The sequence below is a fragment of the Paenibacillus sp. RC84 genome, assembly GCF_041260495.1.
GTDB lineage: Bacteria > Bacillota > Bacilli > Paenibacillales > NBRC-103111 > Paenibacillus_F.
In genome coordinates this window covers 79,548-102,495 of the sequence record NZ_JBGBYL010000009.1, presented here as the reverse complement: position 1 = coordinate 102,495, position 22,948 = coordinate 79,548, and the positions used below count along the sequence as shown (strand labels likewise).

Sequence of the window (22,948 nt, the reverse complement as noted above, 5' to 3'; positions counted from 1 at the left end):
CCTATGCGAAAACAGCGTCCCCCTTTTAACTCCAAAACGAAACCGGCCAGGCCGGCCGCCCCGAAAACGGACAAAGAACCGACTCAATTCGAAATTGGGGAGCCGTCCGAACTGATGAAATTTTTGCTTGAAAAGCTTGCGAATAAAGGAAGGAACACCGTTAAGGGCATTCTGTCCAGAGGCCAAGTGTCCGTGAACGGCAAAAAAACGACCCGCCACGACCATCCTCTCCAGCCCGGCGACCGCGTTACGGTTCAGTGGAGCGTCGTTACCGAAGAGGAGAAACCGATCGGACTGCACATTCTGCATGAAGACGAGGACCTTCTGGTTATCAATAAAGAAGCGGGCCTTCTTTCGATCTCCGGCGGAGACGAGAAGGAATTGACCGCCTATTGGCAGCTGACCGAGCATGTCCGCAGAAAAGACCCGAAAGCGCGTATTTTCGTCGTCCACCGGCTGGACCGGGATACGTCGGGCGTTATGCTTTTCGCCAAGAACGAGAAAACCCAGCAGACGCTTCAAACCGCCTGGCAGGAGGCCGTGCACGAGCGTTCCTACGTAGCCCTCGTCGAACGAAAGGTCAAGAAGCCCGAAGGCACGATCGTCTCCTGGCTGAAAGAAAGCAAAACGCTGCTGATGTATTCCAGCCCCGTGGATAACGGCGGACAGAAGGCGGTCACGCACTATAAAGTGCTGCAGGCTTCCTCCGACTACTCCCTGCTTGAAGTTCAGCTCGAAACGGGCCGTAAAAACCAGATCCGGGTCCACATGCAGGACATCGGCCATCCGGTTGTCGGCGACAAGAAGTACGGCTCCGTGAAAAACACGATCGGCCGGCTCGGTTTACACGCACGGGTCATCGCGTTCGAGCATCCTTCCACGGGACAGCCGATGCGGTTCGAGACCCAAATCCCGGGCAAGTTTCTGCGGGTTTTCGCCAGCAAACCCACTTCATAAAAGGAGAATCCCATGAACGGACAATCGAGAAAAAATATCCATGCCGGACTGACCGTCGACATTGTGCTCAAGCAGGATCAGCGTACCGGCAAACGGACGCGCGGAATCGTGAAAGATATTTTGACGAATTCGCCCAATCATCCCCACGGCATCAAAGTCAGACTGACGGACGGCCAGGTCGGACGAGTCCAGGAAATTGTACAAGAGCCCTGAAACCCTATTGTAAAGCGCCCTGAAAACCAATAAACTAAAAGTAATGAACGCAGTGAGGTGATACGAATGTCAGAAAATCAACAGACACCGCAATCCGCAGAAACACAACCGGCCGAAGGGGCCGAGCCGCGCAAAGTTTCGCTCGCGGAAGCCATGAAACAGAAAATGGCCCAGAAGAAAGCGGCGCAAGCCCAGGCCAACTCCCAGCAGAAGCACCAGGTAACCGGCAATCAGATGATGAAAAGCCAGCAGACCAAGAAACAAAACAATCAAAGAAGACGTATGGGTGTCTAAACTTTGAACGTCATAAGCAGTAGGCAAAGACATGAGGGTTCCGCTTCATGTCTTTATTTTTGCAGGAACCGGCGGTAAATCCGCCTAACCCCCTGCTTCAACATACTTCCGCCGGAGGTTCCTGAGATGTCCATGCTTTTATTTGTGATCGCCGGGCTCGCGGAAATCGGAGGCGGCTACCTCGTCTGGCTGTGGCTCCGCGAGGGTAAGCCTGTCTGGTACGGAATCGCGGGCAGCCTTGTGCTCGTCCTGTACGGAATTATCCCGACTCTCCAGGCCTTTCCTACTTTCGGACGGGTCTATGCCGCATACGGGGGCGTTTTTGTCGTACTCGCTGTTGTGTGGGGATGGCTTGTGGACAAAAAGACCCCCGATTTCTACGATTGGCTCGGCGCGGCCGTTTGCATCGTCGGCGTGTCCATTATTTTGTGGGCGCCCAGAACCTGATCAAATGTCTTGAAGGAGGCGTTCCCCTATGAATTTCCTCGACAGTCTGGTAGAGCAGCGCATTCAGGAAGCGATTCGAAACGGCGATTTCGACAATCTGCCCGGCAAAGGCAAACCGCTCGTTCTCGAAGATTGGTCCGCTGTTCCGGAAGAGCTTCGTTTGTCGTATAAAATCATGAAAAATTCGGGATTCCTTCCCGAAGAAATGCAGCTCCGCAAAGACATGATCACACTGGAGGAACTCCTTGCATGCTGTCATGACGAAGAGGAACGCGGCAAGCTGAAGAAAACACTCAACGCCAAGAAGCTCCGCTTCAATATGTTAATGGAAGAGCGGAGCATGAACCTCTCGCCCGCGCTTGCCCGGTACCGGGACCGGATCGAAACGAAATTTTCCGCAGAACCGGATAAACCGTCCGAATAGGATGAGAAACAGGAGAAACCGAGATGAACCTCACTACTCAAAATTTGCTTGAACTTACCCGGGACATCCAAGAGCGGCACGTCAACTTTGCCGTTTCGGACGTAAACTCGCATGTGCTCCGCATCGCGGTCATGACCGGCAATTACCGCTGGCATTTTCATCCCGATTCGGATGAATTGTTTATGGTGCTTGAAGGAGAACTCTTCATAGACTTCGAGGACGGAACGACTGCCTCGCTGAAAGCGAACGACACGCTTACGATTCCGGCGGGCACGGTTCACCGGACGAGGGCGGAAGTGCGCACTGTCAATCTCTGCTTCGAAGCCAAAGAAGCGGAAACGGTTTTCGTGGACGAGCCTGCGGGGCAGGCAAAATAAAACGAGCTCTGCAGAATAAGCTGCAGAGCTCGTTTTATTTCTTCATCCAGCTTGGCCTTGGGCGAGTCGGGGCTTGTCCCGTTCAAATGGGCCCAGTAAAGGAGCAGTACATTCTGCTGCTCAATGGGCAGCGGAGTGAGGAACTCCTCCCCCTTTAAGCTTTGTTTCAGCTTGTTAAACTCAGTCATCGCCTTTTGGCGTTCAAGCCCTGATTCATACACGTAAATCGAGACGAACTCCTTGTATACGGCTTTCTCAGTCGGACGGCCGACGGAATAACGAACGGGTTTCCTCCCGTTAAGCGTCCAATCGTGAGGATCCGTCTCTTCGAACATCTCTATGCCTTCAGCCGCTAATGCTTCTTTTACCTGTTCCAGCGTTACTGGCGTCTCGATTGTACGCTCCTTAGCACATCCTGTAAGCGCGAGAAGAACAACCAGCAGCAAGCCGCCTAAAAATACCCGTTTCATCGAAATCCCCTCCTGTCCCATCCGTTAGGATTTAATTTCCTTGACGGGTCATCAGAGGGGAATGTTGCAAGGCCGCAAAAGCGGGGAAATATTTACCTGAGCCGAAAGCCGCCCTCCGAATGGAGGATCTGGCCCGTAATCCATTCCGCTTCCTCGCCCGCGAGAAATGCGATCAGTCTGGCGGCGTCTTCCGGTCTGCCGATCCGGCCGAACGGGAACTGATCTGCGAGCCCGTTCCGGAGCTCTTCCGTCATCCAACCGGTGTCGGTCGGACCGGGATTGACCGCGTTGACGGTAATCCCTTTGGGAGCCAGCTCGGCAGCTAATGTGACGGTCATCGCTTCGACAGCGGCCTTCGTAGCCGCATAAGCGATCTCACCCCGCATCGGCCCCAAAGACTGGCCGGATGTCAGGTTAATAATCCGGCCGCCCGATCCCCGGTTAAACCGGCGGCCGAATTCCACGCTGAGCAGGGCGGTGCCCCTCATGTTCACGGCGTAATGGGCATCCAGAATCGCCGCATCAAGCTTCTCGTACCCGTCATTCACCGAGTAGGCCGCATTATTGACAAGGATAGACGGAAACCCGAGCCGCTTCTCCGTTTCGTCCACAATTCGCTTCGCCGCTTCCGGATCGGACTGGTCGATCTCCAGTCTTTCGCAGCGGATTCCCGACTCGGCCAGCTCCCGCAGAATCGCGTCAGGCCCCTCTTCATCCGCTCCCCACGGCATTCCCTTATCGAATGCGGTCCAGGATGTGAATAGCACATCCATTCCTTTGGCCGCCAGCGCCCGGCATATAGCGGCGCCGATACCGATCCGGCGGGAAACTCCCGTGACGATGGCAACAGGTGCGCGGCCTTCCTTGGTTCGTATAGCAGCCTCATTTACCGAATCCGGCCTATTTCCGTGCATGAATACCTCCATCCGCCTCCTACTAACATTGATTAGGGAGGACTTTTTGTTACCTTCAGTATAGAACGGCATCACGATCCCCTGCTGAGATTGTTCGATTATAAAGGAAATTTCCACCGCTCCCTTACATGGGCGGGTCAAATGCGTTATAATGAGACGGTTCCGATGCGCGGCACGGCTTGGAACGGAACCATGAACGTGCCGGATTCATAACCCAATAAGAAAATCCATATGCCCCGCGCATATGGGAGAGGTTCGCGAACTCCCTCTATAAAAAACTAAGGAAAAACAATATCCCTGGATATTCGGGCACAGCTGCTTAAAAAGCGGGCGCTAGGTGTACGTTTTTTTGACGTTCACTTCCGGTTCGCTTTATGATTGCGCTGCGTCCTTCCTTGTGGCATTGTTTTTGTTTTGTTTAAAATGACGGATCAAGAACTCTCTCCATCACCTATTTTTTATTTAAAGGAGACGGAAGAGCGATGAAACATGAAAAAGCGGTTGTCGTATTCAGCGGCGGACAAGACAGCACGACGTGTCTGTTCTGGGCCCTGAAGCATTTTGGCGAGGTGGAGACGCTCACGTTCGATTACGGGCAGCGCCATAAACTCGAAATCGAGTGCGCGGAGCAGATTGCGCGCGAGCTTGGCGTAAAGAACACCGTACTGGACATGAGCCTGCTGAACCAGCTCGCACCCAATGCGCTGACGCGCGCCGATATCGAAATTGAAGAAAAAGAAGGCGAACTTCCTTCCACTTTCGTGGACGGACGCAACCTGCTGTTCCTTTCGTTTGCAGGCGTATACGCCAAAGGGGCCGGGGCCAGACACCTCGTTACCGGCGTGTGCGAGACGGATTTCAGCGGCTACCCGGACTGCCGGGACGCTTTCGTAAAATCCCTTAACGTGACTCTGAACTTATCCATGGATTATCCATTCGTTATCCATACGCCGCTAATGTGGCTGAATAAAGCGGAAACGTGGAAGCTTTCCGACGAGCTGGGAGCTTTCGATTTTGTGCGCACCAAGACGCTTACGTGCTATAACGGCATCGTCGGAGACGGCTGCGGCGAGTGCCCCGCATGCAAGCTCCGTTCGGCCGGTCTGCAGAACTATCTTCTGGAGCGCGAAGGAGCCGATGCCCGATGAAGACGCCAGGCGAATTCCGCATTGTAGAAAACCTTCAGCAGTACGGGCAGGACATCCGGCACGAACAGCTCCGTTACCATACCAAGCGCGTCCTCGTTTCCAAAGAGTTTACGTTCGACGCGGCGCATCATCTGCACGCTTACGAGGGCAAGTGCAAAAACCTTCACGGCCATACGTACAAAGCCGTTTATGGAATCAGCAGCTATGTCAACGAGATTGGCCTTACGCTTGATTTCGGAGAAATCAAAGACATCTGGAAAACCCGGATCGAGCCTTATCTCGATCACCGTTATCTGAATGAGACGCTCCCGCCCATGAACACCACCGCCGAGAATATGGTCGTCTGGCTGTACGAACAGATGGAGACGGCTCTGCAGTCGGATGAGATGCAGGCGAAAGCCCGGGGCGGCAGGGTCGAATTCGTCCGTCTGTACGAGACGCCGACGAGTTATGCCGAAGCGAGACGGGAGTGGATGTCCGAATGAGCGCAAGCCATACAAACGCTGCGGTCCCGTCCCCTCCGCGGACCTTGCCTGCAGCGGGTACAACGGCGGATGCTGCCGTGTCCCCTTCGGGCAAAGCAGCGGCGGGTGAAGCAGCCATCCCCGTGCTCGAAATCTTCGGCCCGACAGTCCAGGGCGAGGGCATGGTCATCGGGCGCAAGACGATGTTCGTGCGCACCGCCGGCTGCGATTACCGCTGCTCCTGGTGCGATTCCGCGTTTACGTGGGACGGATCGGGCGCAGGCGATATCCGTCCGCTCACCGCGGAAGCGGTCTGGGAGGAGCTCGTCCGCACCGGCGGCAGCCGCTTCTCCCACGTGACCTTGTCGGGCGGCAATCCCGCCCTCCTGCGCAGCCTGGGCCCGCTCGTGAAGCTGCTGCGGGCCAAAGGCATCCGCACCGCCGTCGAGACGCAGGGCTCCCGCTGGCAGGACTGGCTGACCGAGATCGACGAGGTCACGCTCTCTCCCAAGCCGCCAAGCTCCGGCATGGAGACGGACTTCGCCAAGCTGGACGACATCGTCCGGCGGCTGAACCCGGACGGCATCAGCCTCAAGGTGGTCGTGTTCGACGAACGCGATTTCGCGTTCGCCCGGGAAGTCCACCGCCGCTACCCTGCCGTCCCGTTCTACCTGCAGGCGGGCAATGAAGACGTCCGACTTGCGGACGACGACCTGCTTCGCGGGCAGCTGCTGCACAAATACGAGTGGCTCGTCGACCTGACGATGGCGTCCGAGGATCTTAACGACGTGCGCGTGCTGCCTCAGCTTCACGCCCTGCTGTGGGGCAACAAGCGGGGCGTCTGATCTCCGAGGATGGCAGTGGCCTGACCCTGCATCCGTCCAAGGCGGTTGACCGCCCAAATCAGTGCTCCAGCATGTTACCCCGGCAGACTTGCTTGCATCTTGCTTATCGACAGCATAGCAGCATGCTTTCTTGCAGTATGCCTATCATGCGGCCCTCGCACTTTTACAAACTTAAAACCGGAGGTGCCTTTATGGCCGGAAGAAACCAGGAAGATCTCGATCTCACCCTGCTGGGCAACCAGCAGACACAATATCCGTTTAATTATGCGCCGCAGGTGCTTGAATCCTTTGATAATAAACACCCTTACCGGGATTATTTCGTCAAATTCAACTGCCCGGAGTTTACGAGCCTGTGCCCGATTACGGGACAGCCCGATTTTGCCACCATTTATATCAGCTATATGCCGGACGCCAAAATGGTCGAAAGCAAATCGCTCAAACTATACCTGTTCAGCTTCCGCAATCACGGCGATTTCCATGAGGACTGCATGAACATCATTATGAACGATCTGATCAAGCTCATGGACCCGAAATACATCGAGGTCTGGGGCAAATTCACTCCGCGGGGCGGGATCTCCATCGATCCTTACTGCAATTACGGACGTCCCGGCACCAAGTACGAGCAGATGGCGGAACACCGCCTGATGAACCACGACCTTTACCCGGAAAAAGTCGATAACCGCTAAGCCGCCGACCATTTAACCGGCTATAAACGGCTTAGCCCATACCCGTACCTGACCGAAAATGAGTTCCGGTATTTTCAACGTCGCCCGCCGATATGCCTAAAGACCCCTTAGGGGTCTTTTTTTCTGCCGATGGGATGCCGATAACTTTGGTATACTAGGAAAGAACATCTAATTGGAGCTGGGTTGAAGGGCTTTCGGAATGGGAAGGAAAAGAAATGGATAATTTAGGAGACTATTTCAAATCGTTTTTCGCCAATATAAGCACCTTGCTCACATTTACTTATTTAGGCAGTCTGGCTTATAAATATGTTTTGTACCGGGTCCCCGTCAACTGGATGAAAGTGCTGTACATCCTGCTTTCGATAGCGGCGGGCTGGCTCTCCATGATGTACGGAGCCCGGCTGACCCCGACGGTCATCTTCGATTTAAGATTCGTTCCTATCCTGGCGGCTCCCCTGTTCCTGTCGCGTCCCTCCCACATTATGCTCATCGGAATCGGAATCGGACTGACGCGCTTATCGTTCGGCTTGAACCACGCCGCTTGGGCGGGCTTCGGCAATATGGTCATTCTCGGCGTTGTAACCGCGCTGACCAGCGAGCTGCTCAAACGCACCTCTCTGCGTCAGACCGCCCGGATTTTGCTGCTGATTCTTATCGTAAATCTGTTCAACGTGGCGGACATCGCGATTCTCGGGGTATATCCGGTCGCTACGTATCTGATTGAGCTTGCTCCGCTGTCCGGCACGGCGGGCCTGTTTTTCAGCTTTTTCTTTACATTCATCCTGCACGATTTCAAAGCGGATTTTCTTCGGCGGGAAGCGCTGAACAAGACCAATCGGGAATTGGCCCAACAGTTCCGGCTGGCCGAAGAAAGAACCGCGGAGCTTCAGCAAATTCACGACGAGCTGGAAGCGAAAAACGAAGAACTGGTGGCCGCTTCCCGTTACAAATCCGAATTTCTGGCGAACATGTCTCACGAGCTCCGGACCCCGCTGAACAGCATGCTGATTCTGTCCCAGTTCCTGGCCGAAAATCAGAACGGGACGCTTTCGGAAGAAGAGATTGAATTTGCCGGGATTATTTACAGCTCCGGCCAGGATCTGCTTACGCTGATTAACGATATTCTGGATTTGTCCAAAATCGAAGCGGGACATATGTCCATCACGCCGGGAGAAGTGAACGTCAGCGAAGTCGTCGAAGCGATGACCCGCACGTTCGAACCCGTTGCCGCCCAGAAGGGCCTATACTTTCACATCCGTTCAACCGGCGTTCCCGACATCATTCATACGGACGAACAGCGGCTTCAGCAGATTTTGAAAAATCTGTTGTCCAACGCGTTCAAATTTACCCAGCGAGGCGGTGTTACGCTTACCTTTTACGTTGAAATGGACGCCGAAGGCATTCAGCATCCCGCCGCCGCCATCCGGGATACCGGCATCGGCATCCGGGCGGACAAGCGGGAGCAGATCTTCGAGGCCTTCTACCAGGCGGACGGCACGACCAGCCGCAAATTCGGCGGAACCGGACTGGGCCTTTCTATTTCACGCCAGTTTGCCCGGCTGCTGGGCGGAGAAATCCGGCTGACCAGTGAAGAGGGAACCGGAAGCACGTTTACCCTCCTCCTTCCTTCCAGCAGCTTGAGCGGTCAGGAGCAGGAGCTTCGGCAGCTCGTGGACAACGCCAAGCTTCCCCGGCTTACGCCGCTTTCCTCTCCGCTTCCGGAGGGAAGCAACCGATCATCGCTCTGACCGCCCGGGCCCTTCCCGGCGACCGGGAAGCCTGCATCGAAGCCGGGCCATCGGACTACATCACGAAGCCGGTCGATAACCACGCGCTCATGATGCCGGTAAAGCCATGCAGCATCAAGCCCGGCTAAGCTCAGAGAAAAAAAGTCTTCTTTCCTTGTCGGAAAGAAGACTTTTTTAGTTCCGGCCCTTGAAGACACGGCCTACGGCATCCTTGCTTGAGCCGATGGACCACAGGGCCATCTATCTTAAAAACCTCGCGCCGGAAACGATAGAGCGGCCCGTGCCCTTCAACCATCCGTGAAAGCGGGCGCCATGACACCTTGCGGGAAGGGGGGGGAATTCCTCCTGCATGGCGGCGGGCCGCTTAACCCGATAGTGTCGAAGAACATTGCCGTGCTGCTTTTCCCAGGCTCTTACCCGTGACAAATTAACGCGGAGGCATTTGTCCGGAACCGGAACCCGCTCCCTGCGGAATAAAACCGCTGAGATCGATTCCGAGCCCTTCCGCAAGCCGTGTCCCGTATTCCACATCGGCACGGAAGAAATTGCAGACGGCGCGAAGCTGGATTTGCATATCCGTTTGTTTGAGGTCGTTCACGAGGTTATCGATCAGGTTAGCGCGTTCTTCCGGCGTAAACCGGCGGTAACGCTCGCCTGCCTGCGTGAAATCGTCCGTTTTCTCGATTTTGCGGCGTGTAGTGGATCCCGTCAGCGGCTGTTCGCTCTCCGCATAAGCGCTTCCCGCTTCTTTCGGCGAATGGTCGTAGGAATTCGGCTCGTAATTGATCGGCGAATGGTCCTGGCGAACCGCCATTTGACCGTCCCGCTGATAATTGCGGACCGGCGCATAAGGGCAGTTTACCGGAATCTGCATATAGTTCGGTCCCAGCCGGTGGCGCTGTGTATCCGGGTAGGAGAACAGACGGCCCTGCAGAAGTTTGTCTTCGGAGGGTTCGATCCCCGGCACAAGCACGCTTGGCGCAAAAGCCGACTGCTCGACTTCGGCGAAGAAATTTTTAGGATTCTCGTTCAAGGTCATTCGTCCTACTTTAACGAACGGAACAAGGTCTTCCGGCCACTCCTTCGTCGGATCGAGGGGATCGAAACTGAACTGATCCAAACGCTCCGGTTCCAGCATTTGCACATTCAGCTCCCATTCCGGATAATTGCCCGCCTCGATAGCGTCATACAAATCGCGCGTCGCGTGATTGTGGTCCCGGCCTCCTTGCTCCTCCGCTTCTTTGCGGCTTAAGGAACGGACACCTTGCAGCGATTTCCAGGTGTATTTGACGTATACGACCTTGCCTTCCGCGTTTACCCATTTGAAGGCATGCACCCCGAATCCGTCCATTTCCCGGTAGTTGGCGGGAGTGCCTCGGTCGGAGAAGACCCAGGTCAGCATGTGGGTAGATTCGGGAGAAAGCGACATGAAATCCCACAAGTGATTTGGCGTTTGAACATTTGTATGCGGAGCCGGCTTCAGCGAGTGAACCATGTCCGGGAATTTCAGCGCATCGCGGATAAAGAATACGGGCAAATTGTTGCCGACGAGGTCATAATTTCCTTCGGACGTGTAGAACTTAACCGCAAAGCCGCGGGGGTCACGAAGCGTCTCCGGCGATCCGCTCGGATGAATAACCGTCGAGAAGCGGACAAGCACTTTCGTTTCAATGGAAGGGTCTTGCAGAAAAGCGGCTTTCGTATACTCGCTCATACCGGCATAAGGCCGGAATACTCCGAATGCCCCCGCACCCCGCGCGTGCACGACACGCTCCGGAATACGCTCGCGGTCAAAATGAGCCAGTTTCTCCAAAAGATGATAATCTTCGAGCAGCGTCGGGCCGTGAGTACCGGCTGTCTTCGAATTCTGGTTGTCGGCAACGGGCGCGCCTTGATTCGTTGTGAGATAAGGACGATGTGGATTCATTCTGCACCTCTTTATAATTATTATTATATGAAAATGATTATCAATGTTATGACGGTAGTATAGCATCGTCTTCTTGTCTCCGTCAATAGAATGACTATAAAATTATAATTATTTTAATGTGGAAATAAAATCGCCTGATTTTTACAAATTCCGACGAGAAGGCAATTGCTTTAACCGACCGTGCTTGTTTACAATAAGAATAATCCGGTGGGAAGCAGCAATGTCCAGTCCAGGATAAGAAAGGAAGATTTTACAGGATGTCGAGCCCTATTTTAACAATTGTGGTGCCTTGCTATAACGAAGAAGAAGTTCTCCCGGAAACGGTAAGCCGGTTAAGCGCGGTTCTGGACCGCCTCATCCAAGAAAAGCTTGTCGCAAGAGAAAGTGTGATGCTTCTTGTCGATGACGGCAGCAAAGACCGGACCTGGGAGCTTATCGATCAATACAGCCGTTCCCATGACTATGTAACAGGCGTTAAGCTCGCACGGAACGCGGGCCATCAGAATGCCCTGCTTGCAGGTTTGATGACGGCGCGGCATACATCGGACATCGTGATTTCCATCGATGCGGATCTGCAGGACGATACGGACGCGATACGCGAATTTGTACTTAAATATCTGGAGGGGGCCGAGATCGTTTACGGAATCCGCAGCGACCGGACGACCGACACCTGGTTCAAAAAAACGACCGCCGAATCCTTCTATAAATTAATGCTACGTCTGGGCGTCCAGATTAAGAACAATCATGCGGATTACCGGCTTATGAGCAAACGCGCGCTGGATTATTTGTCCCGCTATAAGGAAGTCAATGTGTTTCTGAGGGGGATTGTCCCGCTCCTGGGACTGCGTACGGCCGAGGTCATGTACGAGAGGAAAGAACGTTTTGCCGGGGAATCGAAGTATCCGCTGCGCAAAATGCTGTCTTTTGCACTGGACGGGATTACGTCCTTCAGTGTCAAACCGATCCGCATGGTGACGATCACGGGATTTCTGCTTTCCATCTTCAGCGTGTTCGCCGGCGCTTACGCCATCATTTCTAAATTATGGGGAACGACGGCTTCCGGTTGGACTTCTCTTATTTTATCCGTCTGGTTTATCGGCGGGGTGCAGCTTCTTGCCCTGGGGCTGATCGGAGAATATATCGGCAAAATCTACCGGGAGGTCAAACAACGTCCCTTGTATCTCATCGAAAAGTCAATCCCGGCTCAGCAGGACTACGCAGACCCGGCAGACTTTGACCGAATTCCGGTAGGGGCGGGACGAGCGAGGCGTTAGTTTTTAGACGGGAACCGGCTTTCCGTGAAATTACGGGCATCCGCCCTTTTGCCGGAATCCCGGGACGGGGGGGGGGGGGGGATATCCTCACGGCCAGCTTCAGCACGGGGCTTACCTCTGCGCTTTGAGCCTCATGCCCCATAGTCCTGTTATCACACCGTGTGCTTACTGCGCACGGTGTTTTCTATACGGGCTGCCTCAGGCTCCGGGGCTTATGACTATCTTACCGGTCCGGATACCGCTGACCCCTTGATACTCCGGGAACTCTTGGGCATCCTAACCGCAGGAGGTGATAGCATGGCAAGAAGACGAAGCCGCAGAGCCGCTGTTCCCGGAAGCGAGCGCAGTCTGGATAAGTTCAAGGGCCAGGTTATGAGGGACGCGGGTTACAACGTGTCCGACGATCAGCCGAACCTGGTTAAATACGAAGTCGCCCGCACCCTTGGAGTGCCTCTGGAGCCGGGTAACAACGGTCAGCTCCGCACCGAGGATGCCGGTAAAATCGGCGGCGAAATCGGCGGCCGCATGGTGCGGGAGCTTGTCCGGATGGCACAGAAGCAACTTGCGGAACGCGGCGGACCGAAGTGATCCCCGGAACGCCGGAACGCCGCCTGCAAGGTTGACCGCCCGCAAGTGCATCCGCTCTGCGCGGAGGAGCATAAAGCCGCGAATCCGTCCGTCATCGGCGGGCCAAATCGGCCCGGATGACCAGACAGCCGTCTTCGCGGGTCATCCGGCATGAACCCGGCCGGATAGGCCTGAACAGGCGGATGATCTGCTTCCCGCCGATCCGGCTGCCGCTAAGGCGGATGCTCGACCTGTCCGCCGCCAGTTCAATCTCTCCCGGGCGTATCCCCGAAGGCTGCTGCACGATAACCATCAGCCCGCCCCCGCCCTCGGTTATCGAATAGGCAAAAGGCTCCGCCGCCTTGACCTTGGCGGTTTGCCGCTTCTTGCTTCCCGCAGCGAGGCCTTTAACCGGCTTTCGGCCGGAAAAGGGATTGGCCGCGGGAAGCCGGGCGGCGGCAGGCTGATCTCCGCTCGCCCGGCGTTTCTCCCCGCCGCGCGGAGGAGTGCCTCCCTGCGCGCTCTGGCCCGCCGAACCCCCGGCCGGTTCGTTTTCCCAATCGGTTCCCATCCACTCCGGAATCCGGTAGCCCGGCATTGCCTCCCGGAGAAGTTTATCCAGCCATTGGTCCAGCCACGCCGTGTTTTCCGGGTCTTCTGAAATCCGTTTGGACAGCTCGGTAAATAAAGTCTCCCCGCCTCCGAAAATGGAGGAAAACGAAGGAATCTCACCGGAACGAAATCCGAATTTCCGTTCCCACTCTTTTTCATAGTCGAACTCGCTCTTTCCTCCGCTCATCTTCTTCCCCTCGTTCCGCTTGTTTCAAGAAACGCAGCGCATCCCGCCGCCTTATACACACCAGACTATTCCGGAGCCGGACCTTTAGTGTTTGGTCAAGCCCGCCCGCAAATAAAAAAACAGGTCCCGTAGCCGGAACCTGTTGTACTGTCTCGCTCTTTACCAGAAAAATCCGGGGCCGCCAAAACCGCCGCCGTAACCGAAACCGCCGCCGAAGCCGCCGCCGTAACCGAATCCGTTGACAAACGGGGATGTGCCGATGGCAAGCAAATCGAACAAGACGAGAGGAACGAACGCTTTTGTTTGAGCAGTTCCCTCTTGAGGCTCGAGAATCAGCTGGTCACCTTGAATACGTACCAGTTTGCCTCTGACCATGGAACCATCCTTGCGGACGGCCACGATGTTCTGACCGACTAGTTTGGACGCGTCATTACGAAGTGTGGAACTCATACCGTATACCTCCCTTTTCAGCGAATCATGCATGCTACCTTACACCATATGCGGCCGGCTAACGGCCCGATTGGATAGCTGTCCCTTCTCCCTGTTTTATTGGGTCAAGGTATTCTTTCCAAGAGAGTGCGAGGAGTGCAAGCAGAAGGAAGGTGTCTTTTTTTCATAGAAAAAAGCCCCCTGCCGGAAGAATCCATCTCCATGCAGAAAGGCTTTTCGCAAAAGGGCAAGCAGGCTTCAGGCCTTGCGGAGCTTGCCCAGTTCCGTTGTGATCGCGTCAATTTCGCTAATGCTGAAATTGGGTTTGCTCATCACCAGATCGTACAAATCCTTAAGATCTTCATATTGTTCCTGGCTAAAGTTGGACGCTTTAATCGATCCGCCTGTCGCCATTCTCAGTTTGGTTTTGATTTCGTCGAACATATACTCTACATTCCGTTCCGACCATACCGCCAAATCCAATGCGTTTCATCCTCTCGTTATCCGGTTTTGCTTTTATTGTAACACGTTTTGACACCGGAAATCCCGTCCGTTACGATAGAATCTGATACAAGTCCGGGCTTGACCATACCGCGCCTACAAGAGGATACACAGCCTGTTCGGCTTCCTAGGCCTCCAATCCTCATGCACGCCGGTTACAAAAGCCGCAAGGAGGAAATTCGCTTATGCTGCATACCTACGATCTTGTTACCCGCAGACGGGACGAAATGGTTGAAATTACAGACATCGTGGCTAGGTTGGTTCAGGAGAGCAGTCTGGAAGACGGCACCGCCATTGTATACTGCCCTCATACGACGGCAGGAATTACGATCAACGAAAATGCCGATCCTGATGTAAAAAGAGATGTACTCATGCGCCTGGATGAAGTGTTTCCCTGGGAGCATCCGCGCGACCGTCATGCGGAAGGCAATACGGCCGCTCATCTGAAAGCCATGACCGTCGGAGCCTCGCAAACCGTATTTATCCGCGGAGGCCGCCTTCAGCTGGGCCGCTGGCAAGGAATCTACTTCTGCGAATTTGACGGGCCCCGCAGCCGTACGTTTACCGTTAAGCTGATTCGTGATTGACCAGACTGACTTTGGAAGATTCGGAACGGGCCGCCGTGGAGACCATGTTGCTGCACAGCAGCTGTACATGCTCTTCGGCAAGCTGTTCCACCAGCTCGTACGTCTGTCCGTAATGAATGGAATGCGAGATGAATCCGTGCATGGACATGAACAAGTTCCATGGGAGCCGGTATTCCTGATCTTCTTTGTCCGGCATTCCGGAAATGACCTGGCGTACGACTGTGGCAAACAGATCGAAACATTTCGCCTGCTCGGTACGCGAGTACTGGCGCAGCTCCTCGTCCCGGATCATAAACATGATTTCGTAGTGATGCGGGTTCTCCAACCCGAACCGGATAAACTCCATCATCAGTTTCTGCAGCAGGGGAACCCCGAGAACAGCGGATTCGACGATGATTTGCCGCTGCCGCTGCAGAAGTATGCCGAAATCCTCCAGAATGAGCGCATTGAACAGCTCTGCTTTTTCTCTAAAATGATAGTATAACGCGCCATGGCTGTAACCCATTGCTTTAGCGATGCTTCGCATCGTTAAAGCGCGATAACCGCGAGTTACGAATAACTCCCTGGCCTCTTCAAGAATCCGCTCTCTGCTAAGTTCCTGAGCGACTGCCTTCCTCGCCATAAGAATCCCTCCGCTTCGGTGGTGTATGAAATTGTTAGGGTAGCTCGCTATGTTCGATATATGTATGTTCGCCGCGTATGATGTTTCCTTGACCTTGGGTCAAATCGGTAAACCAGTCGGCGAAAGAATCCGCCTCGGCAGATAAGGGATAGCACCGGAGGATAACCTTGTCGGTAAATTCCGTATCGCCCATCCGCATGTTGCGGTTCCGCAGCTCATTCTCCACTTTACCCAGCCAAGTATAATCGATTTCAGCGAGCAGTTCCTGATGACTTACTTTGTAAACGGGCACCGCGGCCTGTATTCCCGCGACGGCGCCATCCGTGTAGGCTCTGATCAGCCCGCCGGCTCCCAGCATAATACCGCCGAAATACCGGGTGACGACTACGGCCACGTTCTTGAGATCCATATTCCGGATCACTTCGAGAATCGGCTTGCCGGCTGTGCCGCTCGGCTCCCCGTCATCCGACTGTTTCTGAATCTCATTCCGTTCTCCGATCATGTAAGCGGAGCAGTTGTGGGTCGCCATCGAGTGTTCTTTCTTCACGCCGGCAATAAAAGCAAGCGCTTCCTCCTCGGACGAAACCTGCAACGCCTGACCGATAAACCGGGAACGTTTGATGATGATTTCATCGGCTCCATGCTTCTGTACCGTTCTGTAGGATGCTATCATGTCGCTTCTTCATTCCATTTCCTAACGAATGCGCCTTCTGTTTCATATCATTTTACACAAATCAGAATATTAGTACAATAGTTAATTTAGTTCTAAGATTATTTCCAATAAAAAACAGACCTAATCCCGAAGGAAAAGGCCTGTTTTCGTCGAAAATCGGCTTATAGAGCCCAATACCGGTTCTGTCTGGACGAAACTAACCGTTCAGACGAGCTTCCAATCTGGCTTTGTCTTCTTCATAACCGGGCTTGCCCAGCAGCGCAAACATGTTTTTCTTGTAGGCTTCCACACCCGGCTGGTCGAACGGATTCACTCCGAGGAGGTAGCCGCTGATGCCGCATGCTTTTTCGAAGAAGTAGACCATATAACCGAACGTGTGCGCCGAAGTATCAGGCAGTGTCACGATCAGGTTAGGCACTCCTCCATCCGTATGAGCCAGCATAGTGCCCTGGAACGCTTTTTTGTTCACGAAATCCATCGTTTTGCCGCTCAGGAAGTTAAGCCCGTCCAGGTTCTCTTCATCGGTTCCGATGACGATCTCCTCTGCGGACTGGTCTACGAACAGAACCGTTTCAAACAGGTTGCGATTGCCTTCCTGAATGAATTGGCCCATGGAGTGAAGGTCTGTCGTGAAATCGACGGCAGCCGGGAAGATCCCTTTGTTGTCTTTGCCTTCGCTCTCGCCGTAAAGCTGCTTCCACCACTCCGATACATAATGCAGAGAAGGCTCGTAGTTCACGAGAATCTCCGTGGTTTTGCCTTTGCGGTAGAGCGCGTTGCGGACAGCCGCGTACTGGTAGCTCGCGTTCTCGCTCAGCTCGGGGCTGGAGAAAGCTTGGCGCGCGTCGGCCGCGCCCTGCATCATTTCTTCGATGTCGATGCCGGCCACGGCGATCGGCAGCAGGCCTACAGCCGTCAGCACGGAGTAGCGTCCGCCTACATCGTCCGGGATAACGAAGGACTCGTAGCCTTCGCCGTTGGCAAGCTGCTTAAGAGCGCCCTTCTCGCGGTCGGTTGTGGCGTAGATGCGCTTGCGCGCGGCTTCTTTGCCGTATTTTTTCTCCAGCAGCTCGCGGAAAATACGGAAAGCAATCGCCGGCTCCGTCGTCGTTCCGGATTTGGAAATGACGTTTACGGAGAAGTCTTTGCCTTCCAGCAGCTGCAGAAGGTGCGTTACGTATGTAGAACTGATATTCTGGCCGACGAAGTACACGGCCGGAGTTTTACGCTTGTCTTTATCAAGCAGGTTATAGAAAGAATGGGACAGCATTTCAATCGCCGCGCGGGCCCCCAGGTAGGAGCCGCCGATGCCGATCACGACAAGCGCCTCGGAATCGGATTGAATTTGTTTCGCCGCCTTCTGGATTCTGCCGAACTCTTCTTTGTCGTAAGCGACCGGAAGATCGATCCACCCTAAATAATCACTACCGGCTCCGGTTCCGTTATGCAGTTGGTCATGTGCGGTACGGATCGGCCCGGCCAGGTAATCAATTTCGTGCTGGGCAACGAAGTCAAGCGCCTTGCTGTAATCAAATTGCAGCTTCTGGGTCAACTTTCTCTCCTCCTCGGTTCTTTTACTTGGTTCTTTCCTCTAGCATACCGCTTCTGTGCCGCTGTCCGCAAGTCACACGCCCGAGGCATGCTGCCTCTCCGCAAAACGTGCTACAATAGGAAAAACGCCTAGTGCCGTACCTTCACCCAAACGCTTGCGGGGACGGCTTCGTAGAACGGATACGTGCGGGCGGGGCCTGCCCGACAACCCTTCGGTAGTATTGCCAGGGCGGCGGATTTATTCTCCGAAAACACCCGGCGCATCGGCTTCGCATGCATTGATTCCTTACTATAAAAGCTTTCCGGACAAACTGCAAGTGAAATTATCGTGTCTGGCGTGACTCTAAACGAGGTGATTAGTGATGAAACAAATCGGATTTATCGGATTAGGCACCATGGGCGCTCCGATGGCCCTGAATCTTCTCCGCAAAGGGTACGCGGTCACCGTATACAACCGCAGTGCCGATAAAGCGGCGGAACTTGTCCAGGCGGGCGCTTCGCTTGCCGCAACCCCTGCGGAAGCCGTCTCCGGCGCCGGGGTTCTGATCACGATGCTGAGCAACGATTCCGCCATCGAGAGCGTTTTTTACGGCGAGAATGGGGTTCTGGAGAAGGCCGGTGAAGGCCTTACCGTGATTGATTCCAGCACCGTCTCCCCGGCCCTCAGCCAGCGTCTTTACGCCGATCTGGGCAAACGCGGGGCGTACTTCCTGGACGCGCCCGTAACGGGAAGCAAGCCCGCTGCCGAAGCGGCGACGCTCGTGTTCATGGTCGGCGGAGACCGCCCCGTGTTCGACGCCCAGCATGCGCTGCTGAGCGATCTCGGCAGCAAGGTGCTTTACATGGGGCCGTCCGGTTCCGGCTCCTATACGAAACTGGCCCACAACACGATTGTGGGCATCAATGCGATCGGCTTGATGGAAGGCCTCTCGATCGCGACGAAAGCGGGCCTTGCCCCCGAGCAGTTCCTGCAGATCGTGCAGGCGGGTTCCGGGAACAGCAAGCAGGCCGAGCTCAAAGGCCCGAAGATCCTCGAGCGCGATTTCAGCAACCAGTTCTCGCTGAAGCTGATGCTGAAGGATCTGCTGCTCGCGTCGGACCTGACAGGCAAATTCCAATTGCCCGCTCCCATGCTGCATGCAGCCACCACCGTCTTCCAGATGGGCCTGAGCAAAGGACTAGGCGAGGAAGACCTGGCCGCCGCCATCCAGTGCTACGAGGAATGGATGAATGAGCGGGTGGAGAAAAAAGGCGAGCGGTAAAGCGCGCCTTGAAACCGGTGGGTACCCGCGTAACCGCTGACCGGGCTCGCATCTCCGCTTTCCTCGTGATTTATCCGCCGTATAGGGAGTCGTAACCGTTTAATACGCGGCATTCGTCCATTAAATAGAATCGGCATCGCATTCGGTTCTATCGGCATTTTCCACGGTGTGCTGCCTTATAGCCCCGTCGGCAACACAAGCAAGCATAGCCGGCAGCAGCCCGCCGCCGCGCCTGCTAGCGGCCGTAAGCCCCGGACTGCGCACACGCCTTGAAACCGAGGTCTCCGATTGACCATGGTCTTGCGATGCGCGACACCGCGGGCCGGGCTTCTCCGCAAGGCAAGAAAGGCCCTTCCGAACGCTGGGTTCGGAAGGGCCTTTTCTATTGCCTGCTGCGGCGTATTACGCTGCGTATGGCTTGCACACGCGTATTGCCTGCGTATATCTGCAATGCGTGTACCTGCACTGCGTATACCTGCTGTCGCGTGTACCTCGGTCGCGTACTGCCCGCAGTTTCGTGCTGCCTGCGTTGTGTAACCTGCCGCGTATACCAGCAGTCGTGTAAACCTGCTGTCAGATATACCCTCAGTCGTGTACACCCGCAGCCGCGTATATCTTCTGTCGCACATACCTGCTGTTGCTGTACTGCACGCACTGCATGTGTACCTGCTGTTGCGTGTACCCACAGACATATTGGCCCGCAGCCTCGGCCGTAGCCGAAAACCTATTCCGCGATGTAGGAGCAGCAGTAATCCGTGACGGTCCGGACTTTCAGCTTGAATTTCGCGTTAGCCGGGACGGTAAACTCCCCTTCACCCTGAATGTCCGTCCAATCGGATTCGCCGGGAAGGAGGACGCTCAGGTCGCCGGCCAGAATTTCCATGATCTCTTTGGAGTCCGTACCGAATTCATACTCCCCCGGAAGCATGATGCCCAGCGTCTTCTTCGTGCCATCCGCGAACAGAACGGCACGGCTGGTCACTTTTCCCTCAAAATAAACGTTCGCTTTCTTGACTACGGTAACTCCTTCGAAATTCGACAACCTGTTCTCCCCCTCGTGATTGGCGGCTGCACTTAAGGACGACCCTGTGGAAGCGGTCGTCCGGATGGCATTCCTTTTTTTATTTAAGCAGTTCTTTGACGCGCTTGGCGACATTCTCTGCCGTAAATCCGAATTCCTTGATGAGCAGATCGCCCGGAGCCGAAGCGCCGAACGTGCTGATTCCGAGGATAGAACCCTCATCGCCTACATAACGCTCCCATCCGAGCGGATAAGCCATCTCTACGCCGAGACGCTTTTTGACACTCGGAAGCAGGACGGAATCCTTGTACTCCTGGGACTGCTTCTCGAACAGCTCCCAGCTCGGCATGCTGACAACGCGGACTTGGATGCCTTCTTCGGCGAGCAGCTTCTGAGCGGCCACACCGTGCTGAACTTCCGATCCCGTCGCAAGGATAAGTGCGTCCGGCTTGCCGTTAGGCGCGTCGGATACGACGTAAGCGCCTTTGGAGAAGTTCTCGCGCGCAGATTTGGCGGAGCCTTCGAGCTGCGGCAGGTTTTGACGGGTCAGAATGAGCGCGTACGGTCCGTCATTGTGCTCCATCACGTAACGCCAAGCTTCGCTCGTTTCGTTGCCGTCCGCAGGACGGAGAACGGTCATGCCCGGAATGACGCGGAGAGCCGCAAGCTGTTCAACCGGCTCGTGAGTCGGGCCGTCTTCGCCTACGCCGATGCTGTCGTGCGTGAAGACGTAGATCACCGGCTGCTTCATCAGGGCAGCCAGACGGATCGACGGACGCAGGTAGTCGGAGAACACGAAGAACGTGCCGCCGTATACGCGGAGACCGCCGTGCAGGGAAATTCCGTTCAGAGCGGCGCCCATTCCGAATTCGCGCACGCCGAACCAGATGTTGCGGCCCGCGTAATTTTCCGCGTTGAAGATCGGAGCGTTCTTGATCTCCGTGTTGTTGGAGCTTGCCAGGTCGGCGGAACCCCCGAAGAAGAACGGAACGTTCTTCGCTACGGCGTTCAGCGCGTTACCGGAAGCGGCGCGCGTTGCCAGAGCCTTGTCTTCCGGCGTGTAAACCGGCAGATCGCGGTCCCAGCCTTCCGGAAGCTTGCCGCTTTCGCCCAGTTCAAACTGCTCGGCGAGCTCAGGGAAAGCTTTGCGGTAGTCGTCGAACAGCTTCTTCCATGCCTGTTCGGCTTGGATGCCTTTTTCTTTAACCGCCGCATAATGCTTGCGGACTTCTTCAGGAACATAGAAATCTTCTTCGTAGTTCCACTTGTAGAATTCCTTCGTCAGCTTGGCTTCTTCCAGACCGAGCGGGGAACCGTGCGGTCCGGCATGTCCGCCTTTGCCGCCTTTGTTCGGGCTGCCGTAGCCGATCGTCGTTTTCACTTCGATCAGAGTCGGACGGGTCGTGTCGGCTTTCGCCTCTTCAACCGCACGATTGAGGGCTTCCAGGTCGTTCTGCTCTTCTACGCGGAGCACCTGCCAGCCGTATGCTTCGAAACGTTTTTGAACATTTTCGGTAAAGGAAACGTGCAGATCGCCGTCGAGCGAAATGTCGTTGGAGTCGTACATCATGATCAGCTTGCCCAGTTTAAGGGTTGCGGCCAGAGAGACGGCCTCGGAAGACACACCTTCCATCATGTCGCCGTCTCCGCAGATGGCGTATGTATAGTGATCGATAACCGGGTAACCTTCACGGTTGTACAGGCCTGCCAGATGAGCTTCGGCCATCGCCATACCTACGGCCATGCCGATACCTTGTCCGAGCGGACCGGTTGTCGCGTCTACGCCCGCCGTGTGACCGAACTCGGGATGTCCCGGAGTCAAGCTGCCCCATTGGCGGAAATTTTTGATTTCTTCCATCGGAAGATCGTAACCCGTCAGGTGCAAAATCGCATAAAGCAGCATGGAACCGTGGCCTGCGGACAGGACAAAGCGGTCGCGGTTGATCCATGTCGGGTTGGCCGGGTTATGTTTCATTTGATTCGCGAACAGCGTATATGCCATAGGCGCGGCTCCCATAACGATGCCGGGGTGGCCGGACTTGGCTTTCTCGATAGCGTCGATTCCGAGTGTACGGATCGTGTGAACGGCAAGTTCCTGAATAGGCGTATTGCTTGCAGACATGGTGTATCCTCCTAGGAATGGTCTCGTGTTATACTTGTTATTCTCGCCAACATTGAAGCTTTAGTTCCATTATAAAGCTAAAATCCGAAACCGCAATGTCAGTCCTTGGTGTTAGCGCCCGCATGGTGACAAGGAGAGTGAAAAGCGGATGAACCGCCATTTTTTTGAAAACGGAAACACGCTTGTCCTGCGGGGCTTTGTTTTCGGGCTGGTGCCCGGGGCCGCACTCGCTCTGCTTTTTAAAGCCGTGGAATTCTTTGCAGGTTCCCGCGTCTATACGCTGCTGCTGAATGTCGACTTTATCCCGGGTCTTGGGGGCGATCAGCCTGAATGGTTCGAACTGACCCTGCATCTGGCCGTTTCGGTCCTTATCGGTTTCCTGTACGCGATTCTGCTCGGACGTACGGGAAAACCGTGGCTGCCGGGGATCCTGCTCGGTATCTCGCCTATCCCCTTGTTCGTACCTCTTACCCAATTGGCCGTATCGGCGAAAACACCCGTCCTTTCGGATGTAAGCGCCCTGATCTGGTGGATCGCGGGACACCTTCTTTACGGCGTGATACTCGCCGCCTTGGGCACAAAAGCTCTGCAAGCCTTTAACAAGGAATGAACCGCTTTAAAGCGGC

At 55.0% G+C, this 22,948-nt stretch carries 27 protein-coding genes and 1 riboswitch; of the genes, 16 read left to right on the top strand and 11 right to left on the bottom strand.

Going from position 1 to position 22,948, the window contains the following annotated elements; all coding sequences use genetic code 11:
- The first annotated feature begins 3 nt into the window (after positions 1-3).
- From ABH899_RS20385 to ABH899_RS20360, 6 genes are all read left to right on the top strand, one after another.
- On the top strand, positions 4-957 hold the full coding sequence (locus tag ABH899_RS20385; RefSeq protein ID WP_369999960.1) for an RluA family pseudouridine synthase: 954 nt from the start codon (positions 4-6) through the stop codon (positions 955-957).
- A 12-nt stretch (positions 958-969) separates the two neighbouring features.
- The gene (locus tag ABH899_RS20380; RefSeq protein WP_369999957.1) at positions 970-1,170 is read left to right on the top strand and encodes a YwbE family protein; all 201 of its coding nucleotides are present in this window, start codon (positions 970-972) and stop codon (positions 1,168-1,170) included.
- A 66-nt stretch (positions 1,171-1,236) separates the two neighbouring features.
- Positions 1,237-1,464: a hypothetical protein gene (locus tag ABH899_RS20375; protein WP_009672142.1), complete on the top strand. Its 228-nt coding sequence runs from the start codon at positions 1,237-1,239 to the stop codon at positions 1,462-1,464.
- Positions 1,465-1,590: 126 nt separating this feature from the next.
- A complete protein-coding gene (locus ABH899_RS20370; RefSeq protein ID WP_369999954.1) occupies positions 1,591-1,911 on the top strand; it encodes a YnfA family protein in 321 nt (106 codons plus the stop codon).
- A 28-nt stretch (positions 1,912-1,939) separates the two neighbouring features.
- The gene (locus ABH899_RS20365) at positions 1,940-2,335 is read left to right on the top strand and encodes a DnaJ family domain-containing protein (protein WP_369999951.1); all 396 of its coding nucleotides are present in this window, start codon (positions 1,940-1,942) and stop codon (positions 2,333-2,335) included.
- Positions 2,336-2,358: 23 nt separating this feature from the next.
- The gene (locus tag ABH899_RS20360; protein WP_369999948.1) at positions 2,359-2,712 is read left to right on the top strand and encodes a cupin domain-containing protein; all 354 of its coding nucleotides are present in this window, start codon (positions 2,359-2,361) and stop codon (positions 2,710-2,712) included.
- On the opposite strand, the gene ABH899_RS20355 is transcribed toward ABH899_RS20360, so the two are convergent.
- Positions 2,613-3,182, bottom strand: coding sequence for a hypothetical protein (locus tag ABH899_RS20355; RefSeq protein WP_369999946.1), 570 nt, complete (start codon positions 3,180-3,182; stop codon positions 2,613-2,615). The genes ABH899_RS20360 and ABH899_RS20355 overlap by 100 nt on opposite strands.
- A gap of 92 nt (positions 3,183-3,274) precedes the next feature.
- Positions 3,275-4,108, bottom strand: coding sequence for an SDR family oxidoreductase (locus ABH899_RS20350; protein WP_369999944.1), 834 nt, complete (start codon positions 4,106-4,108; stop codon positions 3,275-3,277).
- Between the two features lie 232 nt (positions 4,109-4,340).
- A riboswitch (PreQ1 riboswitch) is annotated at positions 4,341-4,384 on the top strand.
- A 194-nt stretch (positions 4,385-4,578) separates the two neighbouring features.
- Here ABH899_RS20350 and queC point away from each other — a divergent pair.
- From queC to ABH899_RS20325, 5 genes are all read left to right on the top strand, one after another.
- A complete protein-coding gene (queC, locus tag ABH899_RS20345; protein ID WP_369999941.1) occupies positions 4,579-5,244 on the top strand; it encodes a 7-cyano-7-deazaguanine synthase QueC in 666 nt (221 codons plus the stop codon).
- Complete coding sequence (gene queD / locus ABH899_RS20340; RefSeq protein ID WP_369999938.1) at positions 5,241-5,729, top strand: 6-carboxytetrahydropterin synthase QueD; 489 nt, start codon at positions 5,241-5,243, stop codon at positions 5,727-5,729. The genes queC and queD overlap by 4 nt, the downstream gene beginning before the upstream one ends.
- On the top strand, positions 5,726-6,553 hold the full coding sequence (queE, locus tag ABH899_RS20335) for a 7-carboxy-7-deazaguanine synthase QueE (RefSeq protein WP_369999936.1): 828 nt from the start codon (positions 5,726-5,728) through the stop codon (positions 6,551-6,553). The genes queD and queE overlap by 4 nt, the downstream gene beginning before the upstream one ends.
- A gap of 191 nt (positions 6,554-6,744) precedes the next feature.
- Complete coding sequence (queF, locus tag ABH899_RS20330) at positions 6,745-7,239, top strand: preQ(1) synthase (RefSeq protein ID WP_009672067.1); 495 nt, start codon at positions 6,745-6,747, stop codon at positions 7,237-7,239.
- Between the two features lie 215 nt (positions 7,240-7,454).
- Positions 7,455-8,987: a sensor histidine kinase gene (locus tag ABH899_RS20325; protein ID WP_369999933.1), complete on the top strand. Its 1,533-nt coding sequence runs from the start codon at positions 7,455-7,457 to the stop codon at positions 8,985-8,987.
- A gap of 427 nt (positions 8,988-9,414) precedes the next feature.
- Here the strand turns inward: ABH899_RS20325 and ABH899_RS20320 are convergent, their stop codons facing one another.
- Positions 9,415-10,914, bottom strand: coding sequence for a catalase (locus ABH899_RS20320; RefSeq protein WP_369999930.1), 1,500 nt, complete (start codon positions 10,912-10,914; stop codon positions 9,415-9,417).
- Positions 10,915-11,171: 257 nt separating this feature from the next.
- Between ABH899_RS20320 and ABH899_RS20315 the strand changes: the two genes are divergently transcribed.
- Entirely contained in the window at positions 11,172-12,188 is a 1,017-nt protein-coding gene (locus ABH899_RS20315) for a glycosyltransferase family 2 protein (RefSeq protein ID WP_009672148.1), read from the top strand.
- A 297-nt stretch (positions 12,189-12,485) separates the two neighbouring features.
- Positions 12,486-12,776: an alpha/beta-type small acid-soluble spore protein gene (locus ABH899_RS20310; protein WP_218228909.1), complete on the top strand. Its 291-nt coding sequence runs from the start codon at positions 12,486-12,488 to the stop codon at positions 12,774-12,776.
- A gap of 91 nt (positions 12,777-12,867) precedes the next feature.
- Here the strand turns inward: ABH899_RS20310 and ABH899_RS20305 are convergent, their stop codons facing one another.
- The 3 genes from ABH899_RS20305 to ABH899_RS20295 all read right to left on the bottom strand — a co-directional run bounded on the left by ABH899_RS20305 (position 12,868) and on the right by ABH899_RS20295 (position 14,466).
- Complete coding sequence (locus tag ABH899_RS20305; RefSeq protein WP_369999926.1) at positions 12,868-13,554, bottom strand: hypothetical protein; 687 nt, start codon at positions 13,552-13,554, stop codon at positions 12,868-12,870.
- A 159-nt stretch (positions 13,555-13,713) separates the two neighbouring features.
- The gene (locus ABH899_RS20300; RefSeq protein ID WP_369999923.1) at positions 13,714-14,004 is read right to left on the bottom strand and encodes a hypothetical protein; all 291 of its coding nucleotides are present in this window, start codon (positions 14,002-14,004) and stop codon (positions 13,714-13,716) included.
- A gap of 237 nt (positions 14,005-14,241) precedes the next feature.
- A complete protein-coding gene (locus tag ABH899_RS20295; RefSeq protein WP_009672213.1) occupies positions 14,242-14,466 on the bottom strand; it encodes a DUF1128 domain-containing protein in 225 nt (74 codons plus the stop codon).
- 203 nt (positions 14,467-14,669) lie between these two features.
- Here ABH899_RS20295 and ABH899_RS20290 point away from each other — a divergent pair, with 203 nt between their 5' ends.
- On the top strand, positions 14,670-15,071 hold the full coding sequence (locus ABH899_RS20290) for a secondary thiamine-phosphate synthase enzyme YjbQ (protein WP_009672144.1): 402 nt from the start codon (positions 14,670-14,672) through the stop codon (positions 15,069-15,071).
- Here the strand turns inward: ABH899_RS20290 and ABH899_RS20285 are convergent.
- From ABH899_RS20285 to ABH899_RS20275, 3 genes are all read right to left on the bottom strand, one after another.
- Positions 15,052-15,693, bottom strand: a complete 642-nt coding sequence (locus ABH899_RS20285) for a TetR/AcrR family transcriptional regulator (protein WP_009672155.1) — start codon at positions 15,691-15,693, stop codon at positions 15,052-15,054. The genes ABH899_RS20290 and ABH899_RS20285 overlap by 20 nt on opposite strands.
- Before the next feature lie 34 nt (positions 15,694-15,727).
- A complete protein-coding gene (locus ABH899_RS20280; RefSeq protein ID WP_009672084.1) occupies positions 15,728-16,366 on the bottom strand; it encodes a YigZ family protein in 639 nt (212 codons plus the stop codon).
- A 196-nt stretch (positions 16,367-16,562) separates the two neighbouring features.
- Positions 16,563-17,918, bottom strand: coding sequence for a glucose-6-phosphate isomerase (locus ABH899_RS20275; protein WP_369999918.1), 1,356 nt, complete (start codon positions 17,916-17,918; stop codon positions 16,563-16,565).
- Positions 17,919-18,279: 361 nt separating this feature from the next.
- Here ABH899_RS20275 and ABH899_RS20270 point away from each other — a divergent pair, with 361 nt between their 5' ends.
- Positions 18,280-19,179 (top strand): NAD(P)-dependent oxidoreductase, encoded by a 900-nt coding sequence (locus ABH899_RS20270; RefSeq protein ID WP_369999915.1) that lies wholly within the window; start codon positions 18,280-18,282, stop codon positions 19,177-19,179.
- A 724-nt stretch (positions 19,180-19,903) separates the two neighbouring features.
- Here the strand turns inward: ABH899_RS20270 and ppnP are convergent.
- Positions 19,904-20,221, bottom strand: a complete 318-nt coding sequence (gene ppnP, locus ABH899_RS20265) for a pyrimidine/purine nucleoside phosphorylase (protein ID WP_009672106.1) — start codon at positions 20,219-20,221, stop codon at positions 19,904-19,906.
- A gap of 79 nt (positions 20,222-20,300) precedes the next feature.
- Entirely contained in the window at positions 20,301-22,322 is a 2,022-nt protein-coding gene (gene tkt / locus ABH899_RS20260; protein WP_369999911.1) for a transketolase, read from the bottom strand.
- A 148-nt stretch (positions 22,323-22,470) separates the two neighbouring features.
- On the opposite strand from tkt, the gene ABH899_RS20255 reads away from it, so the two are divergent.
- Entirely contained in the window at positions 22,471-22,932 is a 462-nt protein-coding gene (locus tag ABH899_RS20255) for a hypothetical protein (protein ID WP_369999908.1), read from the top strand.
- The last annotated feature ends 16 nt before the right edge of the window (positions 22,933-22,948 follow it).